The 20,470-nt window shown below is 63.0% G+C and carries 14 protein-coding genes; 1 reads left to right on the plus strand and 13 read right to left on the minus strand.

What is annotated here, in order from left to right:
* Nucleotides 1-70: 70 nt before the first annotated feature.
* Nucleotides 71-1,240, minus strand: coding sequence for an FUSC family protein (locus AB4Y42_RS21025; RefSeq protein WP_368695219.1), 1,170 nt, complete (start codon nucleotides 1,238-1,240; stop codon nucleotides 71-73).
* A gap of 240 nt (nucleotides 1,241-1,480) precedes the next feature.
* Nucleotides 1,481-1,945: an SDR family NAD(P)-dependent oxidoreductase gene (locus AB4Y42_RS21030; protein WP_368695220.1), complete on the minus strand. Its 465-nt coding sequence runs from the start codon at nucleotides 1,943-1,945 to the stop codon at nucleotides 1,481-1,483.
* Between the two features lie 736 nt (nucleotides 1,946-2,681).
* Between AB4Y42_RS21030 and AB4Y42_RS21035 the strand changes: the two genes are divergently transcribed.
* Nucleotides 2,682-3,254: a cupin domain-containing protein gene (locus tag AB4Y42_RS21035; protein ID WP_254339465.1), complete on the plus strand. Its 573-nt coding sequence runs from the start codon at nucleotides 2,682-2,684 to the stop codon at nucleotides 3,252-3,254.
* A gap of 34 nt (nucleotides 3,255-3,288) precedes the next feature.
* Here the strand turns inward: AB4Y42_RS21035 and AB4Y42_RS21040 are convergent, their stop codons facing one another.
* From AB4Y42_RS21040 to AB4Y42_RS21090, 11 genes are all read right to left on the minus strand, one after another.
* Nucleotides 3,289-6,444 (minus strand): multidrug efflux RND transporter permease subunit, encoded by a 3,156-nt coding sequence (locus AB4Y42_RS21040; RefSeq protein WP_368695221.1) that lies wholly within the window; start codon nucleotides 6,442-6,444, stop codon nucleotides 3,289-3,291.
* A 16-nt stretch (nucleotides 6,445-6,460) separates the two neighbouring features.
* A complete protein-coding gene (locus tag AB4Y42_RS21045) occupies nucleotides 6,461-7,018 on the minus strand; it encodes a GNAT family N-acetyltransferase (protein ID WP_254317305.1) in 558 nt (185 codons plus the stop codon).
* A gap of 5 nt (nucleotides 7,019-7,023) precedes the next feature.
* Nucleotides 7,024-7,551, minus strand: coding sequence for a GNAT family N-acetyltransferase (locus AB4Y42_RS21050; protein ID WP_368689791.1), 528 nt, complete (start codon nucleotides 7,549-7,551; stop codon nucleotides 7,024-7,026).
* A 44-nt stretch (nucleotides 7,552-7,595) separates the two neighbouring features.
* Nucleotides 7,596-8,957 carry a metallopeptidase TldD-related protein gene (locus tag AB4Y42_RS21055; RefSeq protein WP_368695222.1) on the minus strand — a complete coding sequence of 454 codons (1,362 nt, stop codon included), beginning with the start codon at nucleotides 8,955-8,957 and terminating at the stop codon, nucleotides 7,596-7,598.
* A complete protein-coding gene (locus AB4Y42_RS21060; protein ID WP_368695223.1) occupies nucleotides 8,957-10,393 on the minus strand; it encodes a TldD/PmbA family protein in 1,437 nt (478 codons plus the stop codon). The genes AB4Y42_RS21055 and AB4Y42_RS21060 overlap by 1 nt, the downstream gene beginning before the upstream one ends.
* Nucleotides 10,390-12,021 carry an ABC transporter ATP-binding protein gene (locus tag AB4Y42_RS21065; RefSeq protein WP_368695224.1) on the minus strand — a complete coding sequence of 544 codons (1,632 nt, stop codon included), beginning with the start codon at nucleotides 12,019-12,021 and terminating at the stop codon, nucleotides 10,390-10,392. Before AB4Y42_RS21065 ends, AB4Y42_RS21060 begins: the two co-directional genes overlap by 4 nt.
* Nucleotides 12,021-13,133, minus strand: a complete 1,113-nt coding sequence (locus tag AB4Y42_RS21070) for an ABC transporter permease (RefSeq protein WP_368695225.1) — start codon at nucleotides 13,131-13,133, stop codon at nucleotides 12,021-12,023. Before AB4Y42_RS21070 ends, AB4Y42_RS21065 begins: the two co-directional genes overlap by 1 nt.
* Nucleotides 13,087-14,142, minus strand: coding sequence for a microcin C ABC transporter permease YejB (locus AB4Y42_RS21075; RefSeq protein WP_368695226.1), 1,056 nt, complete (start codon nucleotides 14,140-14,142; stop codon nucleotides 13,087-13,089). Before AB4Y42_RS21075 ends, AB4Y42_RS21070 begins: the two co-directional genes overlap by 47 nt.
* 8 nt (nucleotides 14,143-14,150) lie before the next feature.
* Nucleotides 14,151-15,968, minus strand: coding sequence for an extracellular solute-binding protein (locus AB4Y42_RS21080; protein ID WP_368695227.1), 1,818 nt, complete (start codon nucleotides 15,966-15,968; stop codon nucleotides 14,151-14,153).
* A gap of 244 nt (nucleotides 15,969-16,212) precedes the next feature.
* Nucleotides 16,213-18,969 carry a TonB-dependent receptor gene (locus tag AB4Y42_RS21085; protein WP_368695321.1) on the minus strand — a complete coding sequence of 919 codons (2,757 nt, stop codon included), beginning with the start codon at nucleotides 18,967-18,969 and terminating at the stop codon, nucleotides 16,213-16,215.
* 292 nt (nucleotides 18,970-19,261) lie between these two features.
* On the minus strand, nucleotides 19,262-20,467 hold the full coding sequence (locus AB4Y42_RS21090; RefSeq protein ID WP_368695228.1) for a tetratricopeptide repeat protein: 1,206 nt from the start codon (nucleotides 20,465-20,467) through the stop codon (nucleotides 19,262-19,264).
* Nucleotides 20,468-20,470 lie beyond the last annotated feature (3 nt).

Below are 20,470 nucleotides of genomic sequence, written 5' to 3' on the forward strand. Positions count from 1 at the left end.
GCAAGCCGCCTCGCCGTAGGCGGACGCGTGCCAGGAGTCAATGCAAGCCGACGCGCGAAAGCGTCCGCTGTCACTCCCGAGCCAGCACGGCACCCGCGCGCGCGGTCGTGGAAGGCATAAGCAGCAAGGCTGCCGCGAGCGAGACGAGACATCCGGCGCAGACTTCCTCGATACGCAATTCTGCAAGCGGCACGATGGCGACACCAAGCTGGCCGTAAACGAGCCCGACAAGCATCGTGATAAAGAACACGCCGCGGGCATACGCATGAAGAATGTAATAGGCCCAGCCGAAAACCGACAAAGCCATGGCGGCCACGAGAATCCAGGCTTGGTGTCCGCACACGGTAATGAGCAGCACGCTGGCCGCCGCGCCGCTCAGCGTGCCAGCAATGCGCTTGATGACACGTGCGCGCGTGCCCTGATACGAGGTCGTCCCAAGAAAAACGACGAACGTGCTGATGACCGCCCACATCGAACGGTCTTCCGACAACTCGCCGCCCATCAATATGGCGAGGAGGGCCGCGACGGTGGCGACGAGAGCCGGCCGCCATGCGAGCCGGTGAAATCGATGCGCGAGCACGGTGGAAAGGGGCCGTTCGGTCTGCCGTCCGGTCACGTGGACAGCCACGTAACGCACGGCCGCGCGAGCCCGTGCCTTCGCGGCCACGATGGTATGGGGCAACGCGAACATGAACGACGGCGCCGGCGCGCGGCCCCGCTCCATCGGGATGACGACGCGCCCAACGAATGCGACGATGAACGGAACCACCGCCATGGCGGTCAGCATCTCCTTCAGCCGCGTGGGGGAAGGATGCAGATACAGGCCGAGGTAAAAGGACACCAGCATGAGCATCGCTGCGCCCACCGCGCGGGCACCGAGCGATTGGCACAAGATGCCCACGAACACAATGAGCAGCGCTCCGGCGTCGCGCTGCGCGGGCTGCAAGGCGAGCGCGGTGGCGCCGGCGAAGGTGGCGCAGTTGCACATATAAAAAATGAGGAGCGAGGTGAGCCAGCTCGACCAACGCGCTTCGCGCAGAAACAAAGGCGCAATCATTGCGAACAACGCGCCAGGTACGGCAAGAGTCGGCGTTTCATCATGATGGAGCGCCCAGGACACGCCCACGCCCGCCGTCAGCAGGCAAGCGAGCGTCGACCGTGCTGCACCGCGCAGGCGCGCAAAATCGGGGTCCTCGACAAGTGCGCGCTGCAACGCGCGTGAGAAGGCGGCGGCGATCATGGTCGACGATATCCGTGCGTGTCGGCAACTGGGCTTGTGGCCGTGGCCGATGTCCGGGCGTTACAGCCCGGCGTTGGGATGGACACCTGATGCGCACGCCTCCCGGGATCTCCGGTCTGGCATGCGCCCGGCGAGGCGTACTTCCGGGCTACACCTGATCTCCGTCGAGGGCGCGACGCGAGCCAGGACGCCCGGGTTTTCCCGGATGATAGCCGATCAAAATTACGCCAATGGCACCCATCATCGGAACTGCGAAATAGAACTGCAGGTAGCGGTTGCAATCCCAGTCCATGATCGCGACCGTGTCGCCCCCGCTACCTGAATGGGTCGTACCAGTGACGTAGCTGAGTCGTCGTCAAAGCCCCACACGATCGCCCCTGCGGTCTGGCCGCCATCCACAATGAACTCGGATCCCATCGTGAGACCGCGAACGCCGAATTTCGGCGCAACGTAGGCCGGCAGACCGGTGTTACCGAGCATCCCCGCCGCAGACGAAATATTGACGATCGAGCCGCTGCCCGCGCTTCTCATCGCGGGAATCGTCGCCCTGATGCCTCGGAAAACGCCAGAGAGGTTGACCGCGAGCGTTTTTTCCCAATCGTGGTCGTCCAGATGCTCGATGAGTCCGTAGGTCGAAATACCCGCGTCGTTGACCAGCACATTCAGCTTGCCGAACGCGTGAACGGCGTGCTGAACCCGTTGCATCCTGCGCCAAAGCCGCCGAAGGCATTCGGCGAATGCAGCGCGCGGAAATGATGCCCCGGGAGTCCATCGGCCTCGCGCGCAGATGTTCGCTGATAGGGACACTCCGGAACCCCGAAACGCCAGGCCGCGGGTCAGTAAATGTCTAGATTGCTGCCCAGCGATGGTCGGTTAAAGGCCCCAATCGCGTCCGAAGACCGCTCGCAGCACGACTGCTTGGCGGATTTACTCGGCAAGGTTCTTCGCTCGCACCACCGAACCCTGGCTTCGCATGACGGGGAGGAACCCGAACTGCACATTGAACGCGAGATCGCCTGGTTAAAGCGTGGCCGGCGACGAATCATCTCGATGTCGGAAATGATTTCACGGACCAAACTCACGGGGCATCTAAGCCATTGCCTGAAACGTTTGGCGATTTTTAGCGCGCCGTCGAATAGTGGTACCCTGCAGATTTCACACTATCGGTCATGAGCCGCAGAGGGCGGGCCCCTGCGATGAGCGGTTCCGTGACCTGCAGTCAAGGCGTGAACGCCGACGTATGCGCGAGAATTAGAATTAGATTCCAAAGGCATATCCCATCGCTTATTGGCCGATTTGTCTCTGGGATTGCCAGATACACACCGTGAGACCACCCTTGCGATAAAAATTATTGGACACCTAATGGCGTACGGCAAAGCCGGGCTTTCACCTAGTCCCGTGTTCGGACTCAAACATATTAAACAGACAACAAAATTCCGCCATGGTTTCGAAACCCGTTGAATCACTGAACGTCGTCTCCGTAGGCAGCAAGATTCGCGGACTGCGCAAGAGACAAGGCCGTACTCTCGAAGACATCGCCACCGCGGCGCAGCTCTCCAAACCCTTTCTCTCGCAGGTGGAGCGCGATCGCGCCACTCCCTCGATCACCTCGCTCGTGAGCATCGCCAAGGCGCTCGGCGTGCCGGTAAGCTATTTCGTCGATGCGCCCACCGAAGCGGGCTGCGTGTGCCGTGGCCAGGATCTGAAGTTTTTCGGTTTCGCAAATTCCGCCGACCTCTATGCACGCCTCACTAATCCTTCTGGCGGACGCCAGCTCGAAGCCATTCTCGTGCGTATGCCACCCGGCGAGCGCTCCAGCGAAGTCACCACGCACGCAGGCGAAGAGTTCCTGCATGTGCTCTCTGGTGAAGTGACACTCACGCTAGAAGGTCAAACTTTCGTGGTCCGCGCGGGCGACAGCGCGCACTATGAATCGACAGTGCCGCACGCCTGGAGCAATATGTCCGATCAGGAGACCGTACTCGTCTGGGTGGGGACGCCGCGTCTGTTCTGAGCTGCGGCCATACGAGCATATGTGCGCGTAGCGGTCAGGGTTCCTCTGTTTCCGTCTCCTTCGTGCGTTGCGCAGCTTCCTCTCTTCGGCGCGGCGGTACGCGATGCACGGGTCTTGCCGCCACGCGCGACGCCACCGCGTAGTAAAGCACTGGCGTGAACACGAGCCCGAACAGCGTCGCCGCGATCAAGCCGCCGAGGACTCCCGTACCGATGGCGTGCCGGCTCTGCGCGCCGCCGCCCTGCGAGAAAGCGAGCGGCAGCACGCCGAGCACGAACGCCGCCGAAGTCATCACGATAGGTCGCAGACGTTCGACGCTCGCGTCCACAACCGCGGCGCGCAGCGGCACCCCGCCCGTACGGCGCACGGCCGCGGCCTGCACGATCAGGATGGCGTTCTTCGCCGCGAGGCCGATCACGGTCACCATGCCCACCTTGAAATAGATGTCGTTGGGCAGCCCGCGCAGGAGCAACGCGCTCACCGCGCCGAGCGCCCCGAGCGGAACGACCAGCAGTACCGAAAGAGGCGTAATCCAGCTCTCGTAGAGGGCCGCCAGCACCATGAACACCGCAAGCAGCGAAAGGCCGATGAGGAGCGGCGTCTGGCGCGCGGCCTCGACTTCTTCGAACGCGGCGTCGGTCCATTCGCCATACACGCCTTCGGGCAAAGCGAGCGCGAGCCGCGCCATCTCCGCCATTGCTTCGCCCGAGCTATGCCCCGGAGCCGCGCGCCCCGTCACGTCGAGCGACGGATAACCGTTGTAGCGGCTCAGCATCACGGGGCCGAGCGTCCAGTGCGTGGCCGCAATCGACGACATCGCCACGGACCCGCCGAATGTATTTTGCACAGGCAGGTCGAGCAGCTGGCTGGCGTTCATGCGCGTGGGTGCGTCGGCGGCGACGATGACGCGGCGCATGCGCCCTCCTGCTGGAAAGTCGTCGACATAACTGGAGCCGAACGTGCTGCCCAGCACGTCCGCGATGCGGTCGAACGATACGCCATATGCGTAGGCCTTGTCGCGGTCGACTTCGAGTTCCACGCGCGGCCCGTCGGGCAGGTCCTCCGAGTGGACCTGCGCCACCATGCGGCTCTTGCCGGCCGCGTCGATCAGTTGGTCACGCGCGGCCTTCAATCCGTCCATGCCGACGCCCCCGCGATCTTCCAGCCGGTACGTAAAGCCCTCGGAGTGGCCGATGCCCGGCACCGCGGAAGGCAGCATAGCCTGCACGTCGCCGTCGAGGATGGTGCCGAATTGCTCGTTTAGCGTGTCGCGCACAGTCTGCGCGTCGATTTCGTCCTTGCCGCGCTGACCCCACGGCTTGAGCTCGACGAACGCCATCGCCACGTTCTGCCCGCTGCCCGCGAAGCTCCACCCCACCACGCTCGTCACGTTGCCTACGGCCTGCTGCTTGCCAAGCATCGCTTCCACGCGCTTTACCACCTCAAGCGTGCGTGCCTGCGTGGCGCCCGCGGGCAACTGAATCATCACCTGCAACTGACCCTCGTCCTCACTCGGCAGGAAGCCCTGCGGCAGCTTCCAGTACAAGAGCGCCCCAAACGCGCACAGCACCACGTAGATCGCTAGCACACGCGGGCCGCGCCGCAGTAGCGCAGCCACGACCGCCCGGTAGCCGCGCGAGGCCCGCGCCGCTTGCGCCGTCAAACCGCGCTCGGGCTTCGACGTTCGCTTCGGCATCCTTAGCAGACTCGCACAAAGGGCCGGCGTTAGCGTGAGCGCCATGAACGACGAACACAGCATCGACGCGATCATCGCCACTGCGAACTGCCGGTAGATGCCGCCTACGTTGCCGTTGAAGAAAAGCATCGGCACAAATACGGCGGTGAGCACCGCCGTCACACCGACGATCGCGCCGCCAATGCGCTTCATCGCGGCGCGCGTGGCTTCGCGCGGTGCAAGCCCGCGCTCGTGCATTGTGCGTTGCACGCTCTCCACGACAACGATGGCATCGTCCACGAGTATGCCGATAGCGAGCACGAGGCCGAACATGGTGAACACGTTGATCGACATCCCGGCCCAATACAGTGCTACAAATGCGCCCATGAGCGTGACGGGGATCACCATCGTGGGCACGAGGGTGGAGCGCAGGTCGCGCAGGAACAGCCACATCACCGCGAATACGAGCACCACGGCTTCGATGAGCGTGATCACCACTTCGTGAATCGCCACGCGCACGAAGTATGCGGTATCGAATGGAATTTCGATCGCTACGCCCGGCGGCAGACGTCTGGACAGCTCGGCGAGACGCGCACGGATCCTGTTCGAAGTCTCCAGCGCGTTGCCGCGTGGGCCGAGATGGATTCCCACGGTCGCCGCCGATCTGCCGTTCAGGCGCGAGTAGAACGAGTAGTCGGCGCGGCCGAGTTCCACGCGCGCGATGTCGCGCAAGCGCACGAGCGAGCCATCCGGCTTCGCCTTCAGCACGATCTGTCCGAACTCGTCGGGCGTTTCGAGTTGCCCCTTCACGCTCACCGACTCGGTGATTTGCTGTCCGTTCACGAACGGCGCGTTCCCGAGCGTGCCCGCCGTCACCGGCGAGTTCTGCGCGGCAATGGCCGCGTTGACCTCGGCCGCCGTGAGGCCGTATTCGCGCAGCTTCACCGGATCGAGCCAGATGCGCATGGCCTCGTCGGCGTCCCAGAGCTCCGCCGCGCCAACGCCCGGTGCACGCTTGAGGTCGCGAAGGATGAAGCGGTTCAGGTAGTCACTGAGTTGCGCGGAATCGCGCGTGCCGTCGGTGGACGTGAGCGCGACGAGCATCAGGAACGTATTCGACGCCTTCTCCACGTCGATGCCCTGCTGCACCACTTGCTGCGGCAACCGCGCCTCGACCTGCTTCAGACGGTTCTGCACGTCCACGAGCGCGATGTCGGGATTGGTATCCGACGTGAAGGTCACGTCGATTTCCAGGTCCCCCTGCGCATCGCTGGTCGTTTCGTAGTACTGCAGGCCTTCGGCGCCATCGAGGCTCTCCTCGATCACGCTCGCGACGTTGTTGCCCACCTCCTCCGCCGACGCACCCGGATATTCCGCGCTGATGACGATGCGCGGCGGCGAGAGCTGCGGATACTGTGCGACCGGCAGCATGGGAATCGCGAGCACGCCCGCGACCATTATCGCGAGCGCGATGACCCATGCGAAGACCGGCCTGTCGATAAAAAAGAAGGGCACGCGCTCGCCGGTACGGTTAGGGGAACAAGGGGGAAGCGAACGGTGGTGCTTCCGCGTAGCGCGCCATATGAAGCGTATCGGCAAGTACGCCGGCGCGCATTGCGGCACCGCGCGAGCGGCCCTCTACGACGAAGCCGAACTTGCGATAGAGCGCGATCGCGGCTTCGTTGTCGGCGAACACTTCGAGTTCGAGCCTGCGCAGGCCCAGCGAATGGTCGGCACAGGCGACGATCGCCGCCATCAGCGCGCTGCCCACGCCACGACGCTGCCAGGCGTCGTGCACGCCGAAGCCCACGCAAGCGCAGTGTGATCGGCGCGCCTTCGCGACATCGAGCTGCGATTGTCCCACCACGCGCCCGTCGATATCGGCGCAAATCGTGATGCAGCCGGGCGCCCGGCTCTCATACCACGCGCGCAAGGATTCGGGGGTGCGCCACCCGCTCAATAGCGTGCCGTGGCGCACACCTGGCTGATTCATCAAGTCGGCGATCGCCTCGAAATCGGCGGGCTCGCAGGTGCGCACGCGAATAGTACCGGGTGACGCGAACGCGGGCGATGGTGTCGGGACGTGCATGGGGATCACTCCGGGGTGAGGGGCAGCGGATCGTGCAGGCGCGCCATCAAGAAGAAGTCGGCGAGTACTCCTTCGCGCAATACTGCGCCGCGCAAACGCGCCTCGACTTCGAAACCGCACTTTCGGTAAAGCGCGATCGCGGCAGCATTGTCGGTATAGACGTGAAGCTGGAGCCGCCGTAGGCCCAGCCAGTTGTCGGCGAAGTCGAGGATTTGCTCCATGAGGAGCGTTCCGACGCCCCGACGCTGCCAATCGTCGTGTACGTTTATGCCGATCTCGCCGACGTGCGCGCGGCGCAACTTCTGCGGATGCAGTTCAGCTTCGCCCACGATTGTCTCGCCCACCAACGCGCCGATGATGACGGCCGGCGATACCACGTTCGCGATCCACTCACGGGTCTGTGCGACCGAACTATACGGTGGCTCTGCATTGCCCCGCACTATTGACGGGCTGTGCCCCAGCGCATGCAACGCTTCGGCATCGCCGGGGCGCAATGCGCGCACGACGAGCCCCTCGGGTAAGCGCGACTGCATTGTTGTTCCCTTCTTGATTGAGACGTCAGGGACGGTCAGGCAGGCTACAGCGTCAGTTCAAACGACTTCACCAGCACCCCGGGAAGCTGCATGCCGCCTGTCGCGCGTTGACCCCACGTGTCTTCGGACAGGCGCAGCTCGGGCTGCGCACCCAGACGCTCGAGGCGCTCGCCCAGCAGGCCGTACAGACTGTCGTCGAAGCGCATCGCGTCTACCGGCGCAACGACACGCCCCGCCTCCACCCAGAACGTCGCAAAACGCGTCATGCCGGTCAGGCGGCAGCCCATGCGATCCGAGAAGTTCACGTACCAGAGGTTGCCGACGTACAAACCCGTGCCTAGCGCCGCGAGTACATCCGCATCCGCGAGGTCGCCGCCCGGCATCGAAAGCGACGACGGCGCCTCGCTCGCCAGTGCACCGTTAGGGAGCAGGCCGTACTCGCGCGCCGTCCGGGCGTTTGTCAATTGCGCGACGCTCCTCCCCTCACGCACGAGCGGCACGCTTTCGCGCAAATAGCCGTCGTCGTTGAAGGCAGGTGTAATACCAAGTCCGAGCTCTTCAGTGATCGAGACGCGCGCGTCGAGCGAAAGCTCGCCGCCATGCAGCCGGTAAAGCGGGCTCTGCGACGTCGCCTGCGCGCGCGCTGAAAAGCCGCCCCACGCAGCAACGCCCAGCAGTTCTTCGAGCGCCGCTGGCGCGAGCCATGCACGGTACCGGCCCGGCCCGAGCGCTCGCGGCGCGAGCGCTAGCACGGGCAGGCGTGCCGCCGCCTCCTGCACCTTGCTGGCAAACTTCGCATCGTCCCAGTTCTCGCCCGCATATGTCGTCTTGATGGCGCGGCCGCCCGGATGATAGAGCGACCAGCTGAAGCAGAAGTTTTCGACTTCGTGCCAGCCACGGCTGCCGCAACTGGATGCGAAGCCGCGCGCGAGCATGCCGCCCGCGTAGAAGCCAACGAAGTCGAGCCCGCGCGCGCATTCGGCCACCACATGGATGAGCGCATGCGGGTCCCGCAGCCGTCCCGTGCGCCGCGTCGAACGCTGCCACGCTGTCGTGTCGTAGAGCAGATGCGGATCATCAGGTGCATCACGCAGGTCCGAGCGAAGCGTTTGCAACGTCGCGCCCACATCGCGCAGATCCTGATCAGCGTTGCCGCAGATGTCGAGCGTGGAATACGCCTGGCGCGCGCCGTCGATCATCCGGAGCGTGAGCTTGCCTTGGGAGACGAGTCCCATTTGCCGGACTTTGCCGCCGTTGAAGCGAATGAAGTCCGACTGCTCTGCGGCAAAAGAAGTGAGCGCCGTTTCACCGGCCAGCAACAACCGGTCGATCGCATCGGCGAGCATCATGAAATGCGTGTGCCAATCCACCGCCACGCGTTCGCTTGCAAAAAGTGTGTCGCTCATCAGGCGCCTCCAAAAACGTCTACGTTGCTGAAGACGCACGCGGGTGACGCGTGCCCCACACGAATGACCTGCGCGGGCTCTCCCTTGCCGCAATAAGGCGTGCCGTAGACCTCTCGGGTGCTCGCGTCGCCTACGGCGACGAGACTGCGCCAGAAGCTCGCCGAAATGCCGCGATAATTAGGCCGCTTGACGACCTGCCTGAGCTTGCCGTTCTCGATGAGCCGGCCATATTCGCAACCGAACTGGAACTTGTTGCGATGGTCGTCAATCGACCAGGACGTATTCGAAGTCATCAGAATGCCGTTTTCGATGCTTGCAACCATCGCGACGAGTGTTTCAGTACCGGGCTCGATGTTCAGGTTCGCCATGCGGTCGATAGGCGGGCGATTCCAGTTGGCCGCGCGCGAGTTCGCGACTCCCGGCAGTCCGGCGCGCTGCTGCGAGAGTGCCCCACCGAGCGGCCGCTCCAGCACCCCGTTGCGGATCAGGTATTGCTTGCTCGCCGAACTGCCTTCGTCGTCGAACCCGTAGGTAGCGGCTTCTTCGCGCAGCTCCGGGTCGAACGTCACATTCAGCAACGGGGAGCCGTACTGATAGCTGCCGAACATCTCCGGCTTCACGAAGCTCCAGCCAGCGAAGTTGCGCTCGTCGCCGAGAATCCGGTCCAGTTCGAGTGGATGACCGATCGATTCGTGAATCTGCAACATCATCTGGTCCGGCATCAGCAGCAGGTCGCGCATGCCCGACGGGCAATTCGGCGCCGCGAGCAGTTGCAGCGCCTCGTCCGCCACACGGGCGCCAGCGCCATTGAAGCCGTGCCGTGCGAGTATCTCCAGACCTCCCTGCCCGAGCGCGCCGTGGTCGCCGGCAAGCGTTCGCACCTGCGTGTCGCCGTTCGCATGCGCGGCCACGCTCAGTCCTGGCATGAGGTAGCGAAAGCGCTGCTCGATGCGCACACCGTCGCTCGTGAGATAGAGTTGATCCGTGTGCACGACGTGCATGCTCGCTACGCGCTCGACGATGCGCGCGTCGAGGTTCGCCGACGCGCATTCGTGCGCGAGTTGGCCGAGCCACTCACGGCGGGTGGGAAGCGGCGCGTCGATGTTCGGCGAAGCATAGCTGCCGCTCGCAACGGGCCGGGCAATGCGGCGGTGATCGATCAATGAGACTTGCGCACATGCGAACGCCCGCGCCGTGGCGATATCGAGTGCACACTGGAGGCCCCCGGCACTGAGATCGGCGGTAGCCGCATAGCCGGCACCGGCGCCGGCCCAGGCTGTCAGCATAGCGCCCCGCTCGCGCACCACACGCAGCGGCTGCGCGACGTCGTTGCGCACCACGTGGTCCTCGACAACTTCGTCCATCATGCGCAGCGACCAGAAATCGGCGCTGCTCTTCAGCGTGCGCGCGCCCTGCACCCAACGCTCTTCGATCATGCGAACTTCTCCTGTAGCACCGCCGGCTCGTCGAGCATCGACGACGCCAGCAACGATTGCGTGTAAGGATGAGACGGCGCGTGCAGCACGTCGAGCGTGTCGCCCTGCTCGACGATGCGGCCCGCTTTCATCACGATCACACGATGCGCCATCGCGCGCATGACGGCGAGATCATGCGTGATGAACAAATAACTCAGCTTGTACTTCTTCTGCAAGTTCGTCAGCAACGCGAGCACCTGTTTTTGAATCGAGACGTCGAGCGCGCTGGTTGGCTCATCGAGAACGATCAGTTCCGGTTCCACCACCAGTGCACGGGCAATGGCGATGCGCTGGCGCTGGCCGCCAGAAAATTCGTGGGGGTACCGCTGCAGCGAATCGGCGGGCAGGCCCACTTCCTCGAGCAGTGATGCGATACGCATACGCCGCGCCGGTCCGTCAACCTCCGGTCTGTGCACGGCCAGCCCCTCCCCGACTATCTGCTCGATCGTCATGCGCGGAGAAAGCGACCCGAATGGATCCTGAAACACCACCTGCATGCGCGAGTACAGTGCGCGGCGGGCCCTCGCCTTGCGTTGCGCCGAGAGCGCGACCCCGTCGATGCGGATCTCGCCCGCTGCCGCGCTTTTCAGGCCGAGCACGGTGGCCGCGAGCGTCGATTTGCCCGAGCCCGACTCGCCGACGATACCGAGCGTTTCGCCGCGCCGCAGCGTCAGGTTCGCTTCGTGCAAGGCACGGAAAGTCGAGCTGCCGAACACCGAGCGCCAACCCTTGACCGCCGTGCGGTAATCCACGGCGAGGCCTTGCACTTCGAGGATGGGCGGCGCATCCACTGCGACCGGAGCCACCTCGCGACGCGGCTCGCTATCGAGCAGGCGCTGCGTATAGGGATGCTGCGGGTTCGAGAAAAGCTCTGCGGTCGTGTTCGTTTCGACGAGGACGCCCTTTTCCATTACCGCTACGCGCTGCGCAAAGCGCCGCACGAGATTCAGGTCATGCGTGATGAGCAATATGGCCATGCCACGGGCTGCGGCCTCCTGCTTCTGGAGGTCGATCAGCAAATCGACGATCTGCTGGCGCACGGTCACATCGAGCGCCGTGGTGGGCTCGTCGGCGAGCAAGAGGCGCGGGCGGCACGCGAGCGCCATCGCGATCATCGCACGCTGGCGCTGTCCGCCGGATAGCTGATGCGGAAAGCTGTCGATGCGGCGCTCCGGCTCGGGAATGCCGGTCCGCCGCAAGAGCTCGATGCCACGCTCACGCGCCGCGCCGGCGCTCAAACCCTCGTGCAGGCGCAGGCTTTCGGCGATTTGCTTGCCTACCGTGTACAGCGGGTTCAAGGCAGTCATCGGCTCCTGAAAGACCATGGCGATATCGGCTCCGCGAATGCCGCGCATCTGCTGCCCGGTTTTCTGCAGCAGATCCTCGCCGTCGAACAGAATGCGTCCCGTGAACCTTGCATGCTCGACGAGGCCGAGGATCGATAATGCCGTCACGCTCTTGCCCGAGCCCGACTCGCCGACGAGCGCCACGCGTTCACCGCGCTCAATCGAAAGACTCAGTTCGCGCACCGCCTGTTTCTCGCCGAAGCGCACGCTGAAGCGCTCGATTTCCAGCAAAGGACGATTCATTATTTACCTCCGCCGAATGCCGAGCCACGCGTACGCGTATCGAGTGCGTTACGCAGTGCATCGCCCATGAACGTGAGCAGCAGCAGCGTGATCACGAGCGCCGCGAAAGCCGAGAGCGAAATCCACCATGCCTCGAGATTGTTCTTGCCCTCCTGGAGCAGCTCGCCAAGGCTGGGCGTAGGTGGCGGCACGCCGAGCCCGAGGAAGTCGAGACTCGTGAGCGAGAGAATGGCCGCACTCATTCGAAATGGCAGGAACGTGATGACCGGAGTCAGGCTGTTCGGCAGCACGTGGCGCCACATGATCTGCCAGTTGGAGAGGCCCATCGTGCGCGCCGCCTTCACGTAGTCGAGCGAGCGGTTGCGCAGGAACTCAGCGCGTACGTAATCGGAAAGCACAAGCCATCCAAACATGGAAAGCAGGATAAATAGCAGCCAAAGCGTAGGCTCGAAGATCGAGGCGAAGATGATGAGCAGGTACAGATCAGGCATCGAACTCCAGATTTCGATGAGTCGCTGCCCGATGAGATCGGTTCGTCCTCCATAGAAACCCTGCACCGCGCCCGTCAACACGCCCAACGCGATGCCCGAAACCGTTAGCGCCAATGCCATCAGCACCGAAAGCCGGAAGCCGTAGAGCAAGCGCGAAAGCACGTCGCGGCCGAACTGATCGGTACCGAGCCAGTTTGTGGCCGAGGGCGCGGACGGATACGGTCGCGCCGCGAAGTAGTCGATCGTGTCGTAATGAAAATGATTGGGCGGGTAGATCGCGAAATTGCCGTTCGATTCCAGACGTTGCCGGATATACGGGTCGAGATAATTGGTCCTCGCCGGGAAGTCGCCACCGAAGATCGTTTCCGGATAATCCTTCACGATCGGGAAGTAGTATTGACCGTCGTAACGCACGACGAGCGGCCGGTCATTTGCGAGCACCTCGCCGAGCATGCTGATCGCAAACAGCGTGACGAAGATGACAAGGCTCCAATAGCCGAGCGGCTGTGCGCGAAAGCGTTGCCAGGTGCGGCGCCACGGCGAGACCGACGGCGCGTGCGGAACGGCCGCGGAATCAGCGGTCCAGGCGGTGGAACTGGATGCGGGGGTCGACGAGGACATAGCAGACGTCAGCAATGAGTTTGGTTACGAGGCCAATCAGCGTGAACAGAAACAGCGAGCCAAGGACGACGGGGTAATCGCGGCGGATAACCGAGTCGTAAGAGAGCTGGCCCATGCCGTCCAATGAGAACAGCGTTTCGATGAGCAGGTTGCCGTTCAGAAAAGCACCCACGAACGCGGCGGGCAGGCCAGTGACGAGCGGAATGGCGGCGTTGCGCAATACGTGCTTCCACAGCACGTCGCGCTCGGGCGCCCCCTTTGCCCGCGCGGTCAGCACGTACTGGCGGCCGATCTCATCGAGGAAGGTATTCTTCGTGAGGATCGTGACGATCGCGAAGTTGCCGACCACCGAGGCCGTTACCGGCAAGACGATGTGCCACAGGTAGTCGAGCACCTTGCCCGCGAGGCTCAGGTCCGCGAAGTCATCGGACGTGAGACCCCGCATAGGGAACACCTGCCAGAATGTGCCACCACCGAAAAGCATCAGGAGAAGCACGCCGAGCACGAAACCCGGCACCGCATAGCCGGAGAGCACGAGCACGCTGGTCACGGTGTCGAATCGCGACCCGTTGCGCACCGCCTTGGCGATGCCGAGCGGCACGGATATCACGTAAGTTAGCAGCACTGTCCACAAGCCGAGCGTGATGGAAGCCGGCAGCTTCGAGCGGATCACGTTCCAGACGCTGTCGTGCTGGTAGTACGACTGACCAAGATCGAACGTTGCGTAGTTCTTGAGCATGAGGAAATAGCGCGTGAGCGGCGGCTTGTCGAAGCCGAATTCCTTCTTGATCTGCTCGATCTGTTGCGGATCCACGCCCTGGCTGCCGTGATAGCCGCCTCCTCCTGCGCCGGTCTCGCCGCCGCGCGTCGCATTGCCATGGCGCAGTTGCGCCATGATCTGCTCGACCGGGCCGCCGGGCACGAACTGCGTGACGACGAACGTGAGCGTGACGACGCCGATCAGCGTCGGCACCATCAGCAATAGACGTCGAAAAATGTAGGCGAACATGGTGATCCTCAGTGGACAGCCGCTTGCGCGGTCTGGGCGACCTGTGCGTTTTTCGGCTTGCGATACCAGTAGTCGATGATCCAGTCCTGGGCCCCGAACGATACGGGCACGACTGACGGATAACCGAGCGACGTCTTGTATGCGATGCGTGCGTTAGGTGGGTAGTACTCCGTCACGAGGTAGTACTCGTTCAGCAGCACACGATCGAGAGCACGTGTTGCCGCTTCGAGATCGTCGAGCGTGTTCGCGGCCTGCACTGCCTTCACGAGCGCGTCAACGGCCGGCGAGCGCACGCCCGGATAGTTTTCCGAGCCCACCTGCGAGGCAGCCGCGCTGCCGAAACGGCGTTCAAGCTCCGCGCCGGGAATCGTCACCGGGCTGTAGAGCCAGGTGGTCATGTCGTAGTCGAAGTTGTCCAGGCGCTTCTGGTACAGCGCACTGTCGATTTCACGCAGATGCGCATTGATGCCCAGCGTCGCGAGGGCCTGCGTATAAGGGAGGATCACGCGGTCCATGCCCGGCTGGTCGTCGAGGATCTCGATGTTCATGGGCTCGCCAGCGGCATTGCGCAGCGCGCCGTCACGATAATGCCAACCCGCCTGCGCAAGCAGATCGCGCGCCTCGCGCAGATTGCCGCGCAGCGAATCGGGCGGCAGCGTCGTGGGCTGCGTGATCATCGGCCCGAACACTTCCGGCGGCAGGCTCGCACGCCACGGTTCGAGCAGCTTCAACTCCTTCTCGCCCGGCACGCCGGTCGCGCCGAAGGGACTTGCTTCGAAATAGCTGTGCAGGCGCAGGTACTGCCCGTAGAACATCATGCGGTTCATCCAGTCGTAATCGAACGCGAGGGAAAGCGCGTGGCGCACGCGCGCGTCCTGGAACATCGGCTTGCGCAGATTGAAGAGCATGCCCTGCATTTGTGCCGGTCCGTCCGGGAAATTGGTCTGCTTGAGCATGCCGTTACGGAAGTTCTTGCCCACATACTTGCGCGCCCATTGGGTCGCGCTGTCTTCCACGTGCACATCGGCATCGCCGGCCTTGAACGCCTCGAGTTGCGTGTACAGGTCGAGGTAGAGCTTGAACGTGATGCGCTCGAAGTGGTACATGCCGCGGCGCGTGGGCAGGTTGACGGCCCAGTACGCGGGATTGCGGCGATACGCAATCTGCTTGTCGTTCTTGCGTTCGGCGATCAGATAAGCACCGCTCGCGATGGGCGGCACGTTAGAGAGTTGGTCGAATGGAACGCGCGTGCCGTCGGGTTTCATCCCCCACTTCGGCGAGAAGACTGGCAAGTCGCCCGCAATGAGCGGCGCGTCACGCTCCGCACGACGGAACTCGAAACGGATCGTCGAGGGGTTCACCACGACCGTTTTCTTTATCACCGAAAACTGCGCATTGAAGAGCGGCGAAGCTTGAGGGCTCGTGAGCGTGTCGAACGAATATTTGACGTCGGTGGCCGTTATTGGATCGCCGTTCGAGAAACGCGCAGCCGGGTTGATATGGAACGTCGCTGACAAAAGGTCGGCCGCGACTTCAACGTTATCGGCGATCAGCGGATATTCGGAGGCCAGTTCGTCCCAACTGCGCTGCATTAGCGTGTCGAACATCAGATTCTGGATGTCCGGCGCGGGTGCACCTCGCACAAGGAATGGGTTCAGTGAATCGTAGCTTTGAAAATCATTGTAGTTTTCGAAACTCAGGACGCCATTCGACGATGCATCTGGGTCCGCATAGTCGAAATGCGTGAAGCCGGCGGGATACTTCGGCTGGTCGTACTGTGCGAGCGCCGTAGCCGCTTGCGCCGGCACCACGTAAAGCGCACCCACACCAGCTACCAGTACCAGTGCGGAAGCAGCACCAAACCAATGCGGCGACAATCGTGACAACCTCAACTTCTTCAATCTCATCGTCTGTCTGCATGAGTACGTGCGCCGGCGTGTGGCCGATGCACGGTTCGTCGGTTCGACGTGGCAGGGGTCTGCCGCCGTCGCTCGCCACTACAGGAAATATCCGAGGCAGGCGGCCAGGGCCGCCTGCTTCATGCACTGCTCACTACGTTGCGCCGAATGTTCAGAACTTGTAGGTCGCCCCGATCTGCGCGAAACGGCCGATATAGTTGTACAGCGACGTGTCGTAGCCCGTCTGGTCGAGCGAGCTGCTGGCAAAGATCGGATCGAACGGAGGCGTGCGGTTGAAGATGTTGTTGATGCCGCCGTAGATCGTCCAGTGTTTGATGCCCGTGTAGGTGACCATCAGGTTGAACTGGCTATACGAGCCCACCTTGTCCGCTACCGCCGTCGGGGCCGCCACGGAAAGCGCCTGCGCGTACGGGCCCGTGAACATCCAGGTGAGCGCCGCATTCCAGCCGTGATATGCCCAGTCGAGCGTCGTATTGCCCTTCCAGCGCGGGAAGCTGCCGCCGAACGGCTGCGTGATGGTGTAGTTGTTGCCCGCACCGTTGATCGGACCCGTGGACTGCCCCAGCGTAAAGTCCTTCACGTACGCCCAGTCGGCCGTCAGCGTGAACGTGCCCGCCTTCGTCGGCAACGACTGACGGAGGGTGCCTTCGAAGCCGTTCGTGTCGAGGTAACCGAGATTCTCGTACGGGAAAACTTCATAAACCACCTGGCCTTGCGCATTTGTAACGACCTGCGACGGCGAAGCCGCCTCGCCGATGACGTGATCGACACGGATCTTGTACCAGTCGAAGCCGAAATCGGTCGTGCGCGTCGGCGACGTCTGGAAGCCGAGGTTGATGTTGCGCGTGCGCTCCGGCTGCAGGTTCGGATTGCCCTCGGTGATCGTCGAAACCGTGCCGGTGGCCGACTGCTGGATACCTAGCGTCTGCGAAGTGCTGTTTTCGACGAACGTCGGTGCGCGGAAGCCGCGGTTATAGGAGCCGTACATCGTCAGCGCCTGGACGGGCTGATAGCGCAGGGCGAAACGCGGGGAGAACGCGCCACCAAAGTCGCTGTAGTGGTCGTAGCGGCCCGACTGGCTAAACGTCAGGTTGTGGATGATGGGCACATCGAACTGGTAGTACACCGCCGCGACGTTGCGCTGGCCGTTGACGGTTTGCAACATCGGGTTCGCCACGAGGCCTTGGGAAAACTCCGCGCCCGGGTTGATGACTTCGCTCTGGTGCAGGAACTGCGCGCCGAAGCCAACGCCAACATCGCCCATCGGCAGGTGGTACACGTTTGGCGTGGCCAGCGTCGCGTCAACCGTATCGAGCTTCGAGATGCCCTGGTTGTTCGCGTTCATGTACAGGCCATTCAAGCCGTTCGGCGTCGCGGACGGATTGGCGAAGTCGTACGTGCCGTTCTGATAGATGTTATTCAGCGTCGCAGCGTTGAGCTGGTTCGTGTAGGTGTTCGAAACGTTGCTCTGCGAGTGGCTATACGCAGTCGACCAGTCCCAGTCGCCATACTTCGGCACAGTGAACGACCCGTGAATGCCCGTGGACGCCCGCCAAAAGTTCGCGTCCGTCTCTTCTGCCACGGTACGTGGGAACGAATAGGTAAGCGGCGTCGCCACGCCGTACGGGTTGTACGGATTGCTTGCCGGCACGACGTTGTTGAACGGCGTCAGTCCGACGCCCGGTGTGTACACCAGCGTCGGCGTTTGCGGGCTGCCGACTGTGTTGTTCCAAAGACCGTCGTTCTGGGTCGTCTGGTTGTAGCTTTCCCACAGATCGGCGAAGGCAGTGGTTGTGTCGTCGATCTTGAAGTCGGCATGGACCTTCGCGCTCGCGCGCGTGGTCTCCGGCGCGATCGACATGCTGTTGGCGGTATTGAAGGCGCACACCGTGCCCCCCAGGCCCGCAGCCGCGCCCAGGAAATTGCTGGCGGCTGGATGGACCGCGCCGCCGTATGGGCACCCGCTCAACGCCTGCGCAGTGTTGGGACTCGTCTGCCAATAGGACGGCGCGAGCAGCGAGAGGCCGCCCGGCTTGTTCGTGAAGTCCTGCGCCGCCGTGGAGTCGCGGTCGGCCAGCGTCGAGCCCGCTGAATGATAGACGCTCGCGGACGCGGTGACGTTAAAGCGGTCCGCATTGAGGTCGCCGAAGCCCGCCAGAACGCCGAACTTCGTCGTGCCGTTACCGCCGCCGTCGCTCACCGAACTGCCGTAGCTGCCGTCGAGCTGAAGACCGCGGAAATCGTGCTTCGTGATGATGTTGACTACACCCGCAATGGCGTCCGAGCCGTATTGCGACACCGCGCCGGTTTTCACGATCTCGATGCGGTCGATCGTGTTGAGCGGGATGGTATTGAGGTCGAAGAAGCTGTCGGTGCTGTTCGAATAGAAGGCGAACGGCGCAACGCGCTGACCGTCGACGAGCACGAGGGTGTACTTCTCGCTCAAGCCGCGCAGTGCGATACCCGACGCGCCCGCTGAGAAGTTGCCCGCCTGGCCCTCGCTCCAGCTATTGGCGGAGTTGGCCGAGGCCGAGCGCAGGTAGTCGGCCACGGTAGTCGCGCCGCTATTCTGAATGTCCTTCGTGGTGATCGTTTGCACCTGCTGGAAGCCCGTCTTGTCCGATTGCCGGATCAGCGAACCGGTCACTTCGAACTTCTTCATCTGCTTGACGGCTGTTTTGTCCCCAGTCGTGGCGGCCGCACTGCCTGTTCCGGTAGCATCTGACTGCGCGCTCGCGCCTGATTGCGGCGTTGCCGCTGGTGCGGTTGCATTATCGGCCGCGAGAGCCACACCGCCGTTAGTCGCCGCCTGGCTCTGCGCAAATACCGGTACGGCGAACGCAGCCGAAAACGCGAGTTCAGCCCAGATTATCCTTCGAATGGCCACCGCCAATGCCCTTTGTTTCACAGTTCCCCCTTCTCTCTCGTCGGTCACGTCTACTTCGTTATGCGAAGCAAGGTCTCGTGAACCCCCGCATTAGATTTGACGACGCTGTCGCATCGCGCCACTTTTTACCTGGATTCGCCCTCCCCAGGGCTCTTCCATTTACAGCCGACCACTTACCCCAAAAGCCTCGTGCTGCTTCACTTCTGTCACGTCCACCCCTGCCGAGCCAAACCGGGCCACGCCATTCCTTATTTCTTACGTATACCTAATTAAATGACTAACTTTGATGCGTTGTTGCGGTTCGCTCAAACACTCACTGCTTCGATGCCACCAGCACCCAGAGCTGCGCCAGATCAGCGCTGCCATCGTTGCCCCGTACTGCATTGAAAGCCTGGATGGCTCGTGCTTTCTGCCCCGAGGCCAAATAAGCCTCGCCGAGGCGCAGTCGCGCTAGATCCTGGTGATCAAGGCCGCCCTTCACAATGAGCGATTCCATGGTCGCAAGACCCTGCTTCGCCTGCCCCGCATATACCTGATTGAATGCCACATCGAACGGTGCGACGGGATTGGCCGGGTCGGGTGCGGCATTGGCGCGCTTTGCCGCTAGTGCCTGCAGGCGACGTTCGCGATCGGCTCCAGCATCGTGACCCAGCACGCCAGACGCAAAGCCCTGATCGATGACCTGCTTGCCTTCGGCCGTAGATCCGGCAACGATCGCCAGTTGCGTCATCTCCATGTAGTCATCGGCGCCGGAGAGCGAACCCGTCGCGCGGCGCAGGCGATACGTGTCCAGATCCACTGCGCCGAGATAGCCGGGCTTGCTGCGAATTGCGTGCAGCAGGTCGTCCCAATATGACTGCTTTGGGTGATAAGCCACGAGCTTTTCGAGCGCGCCGCGATAAGCTTCCTGGTCGTTCGCATGCTGAGCGCAGGTACCGAGCAGCTGCAGTTGCGCCTCTTCCGGCGTATGGCCACCGCGCAGCTGGGCTTCGACGCTCGCATTCAGCAGACGCGTCGCGCTGGCATAGTCGCCCGAGAGGTAGTAGGACTCGACCAGCAGCGTGGCCATCTGGGGATCGCTGCCGCCAGCCTTCTGGTAGCGCTGCGCGACCTTGATCGCCTGGGCATAGTTCTTCTGCTGGAAGTAGATGCCCGCAAGCGCCGCCGTCGTGCGCTGCGCGTCCTCGCCCTTGAGCTGCCCGCTCGCGAGCAGCGATTCATACGCCTGCGCGGCAACGCCGTTCTGGCCTGCCGCCATGGCGGCGGCGCCGCGCATCTCCTCGACCATGTACGTTTCGTACGACGTCTTGTTCGGTACGGCCGCGGCCTGCGCAATCTTGTTGAGCGCGTCCTCGTAGTGGTGCGCGCGGTACAGGTTCTGCGCGTCGTTCAGCGGCTTCGCCACGTCGGGACGTAGCGTGCCCGCCGCCCGCGCCGCTGTCGGCACCATGGCCAGCGTCGACAATCCGCTCACCGCGAGTGTAAGCGCCGCCCTCTTGAATCGATAAGGAATGCTCATCGC

The sequence above is a fragment of the Paraburkholderia sp. EG286B genome (assembly GCF_040965655.1).
In the GTDB taxonomy this organism is placed as follows: domain Bacteria; phylum Pseudomonadota; class Gammaproteobacteria; order Burkholderiales; family Burkholderiaceae; genus Paraburkholderia.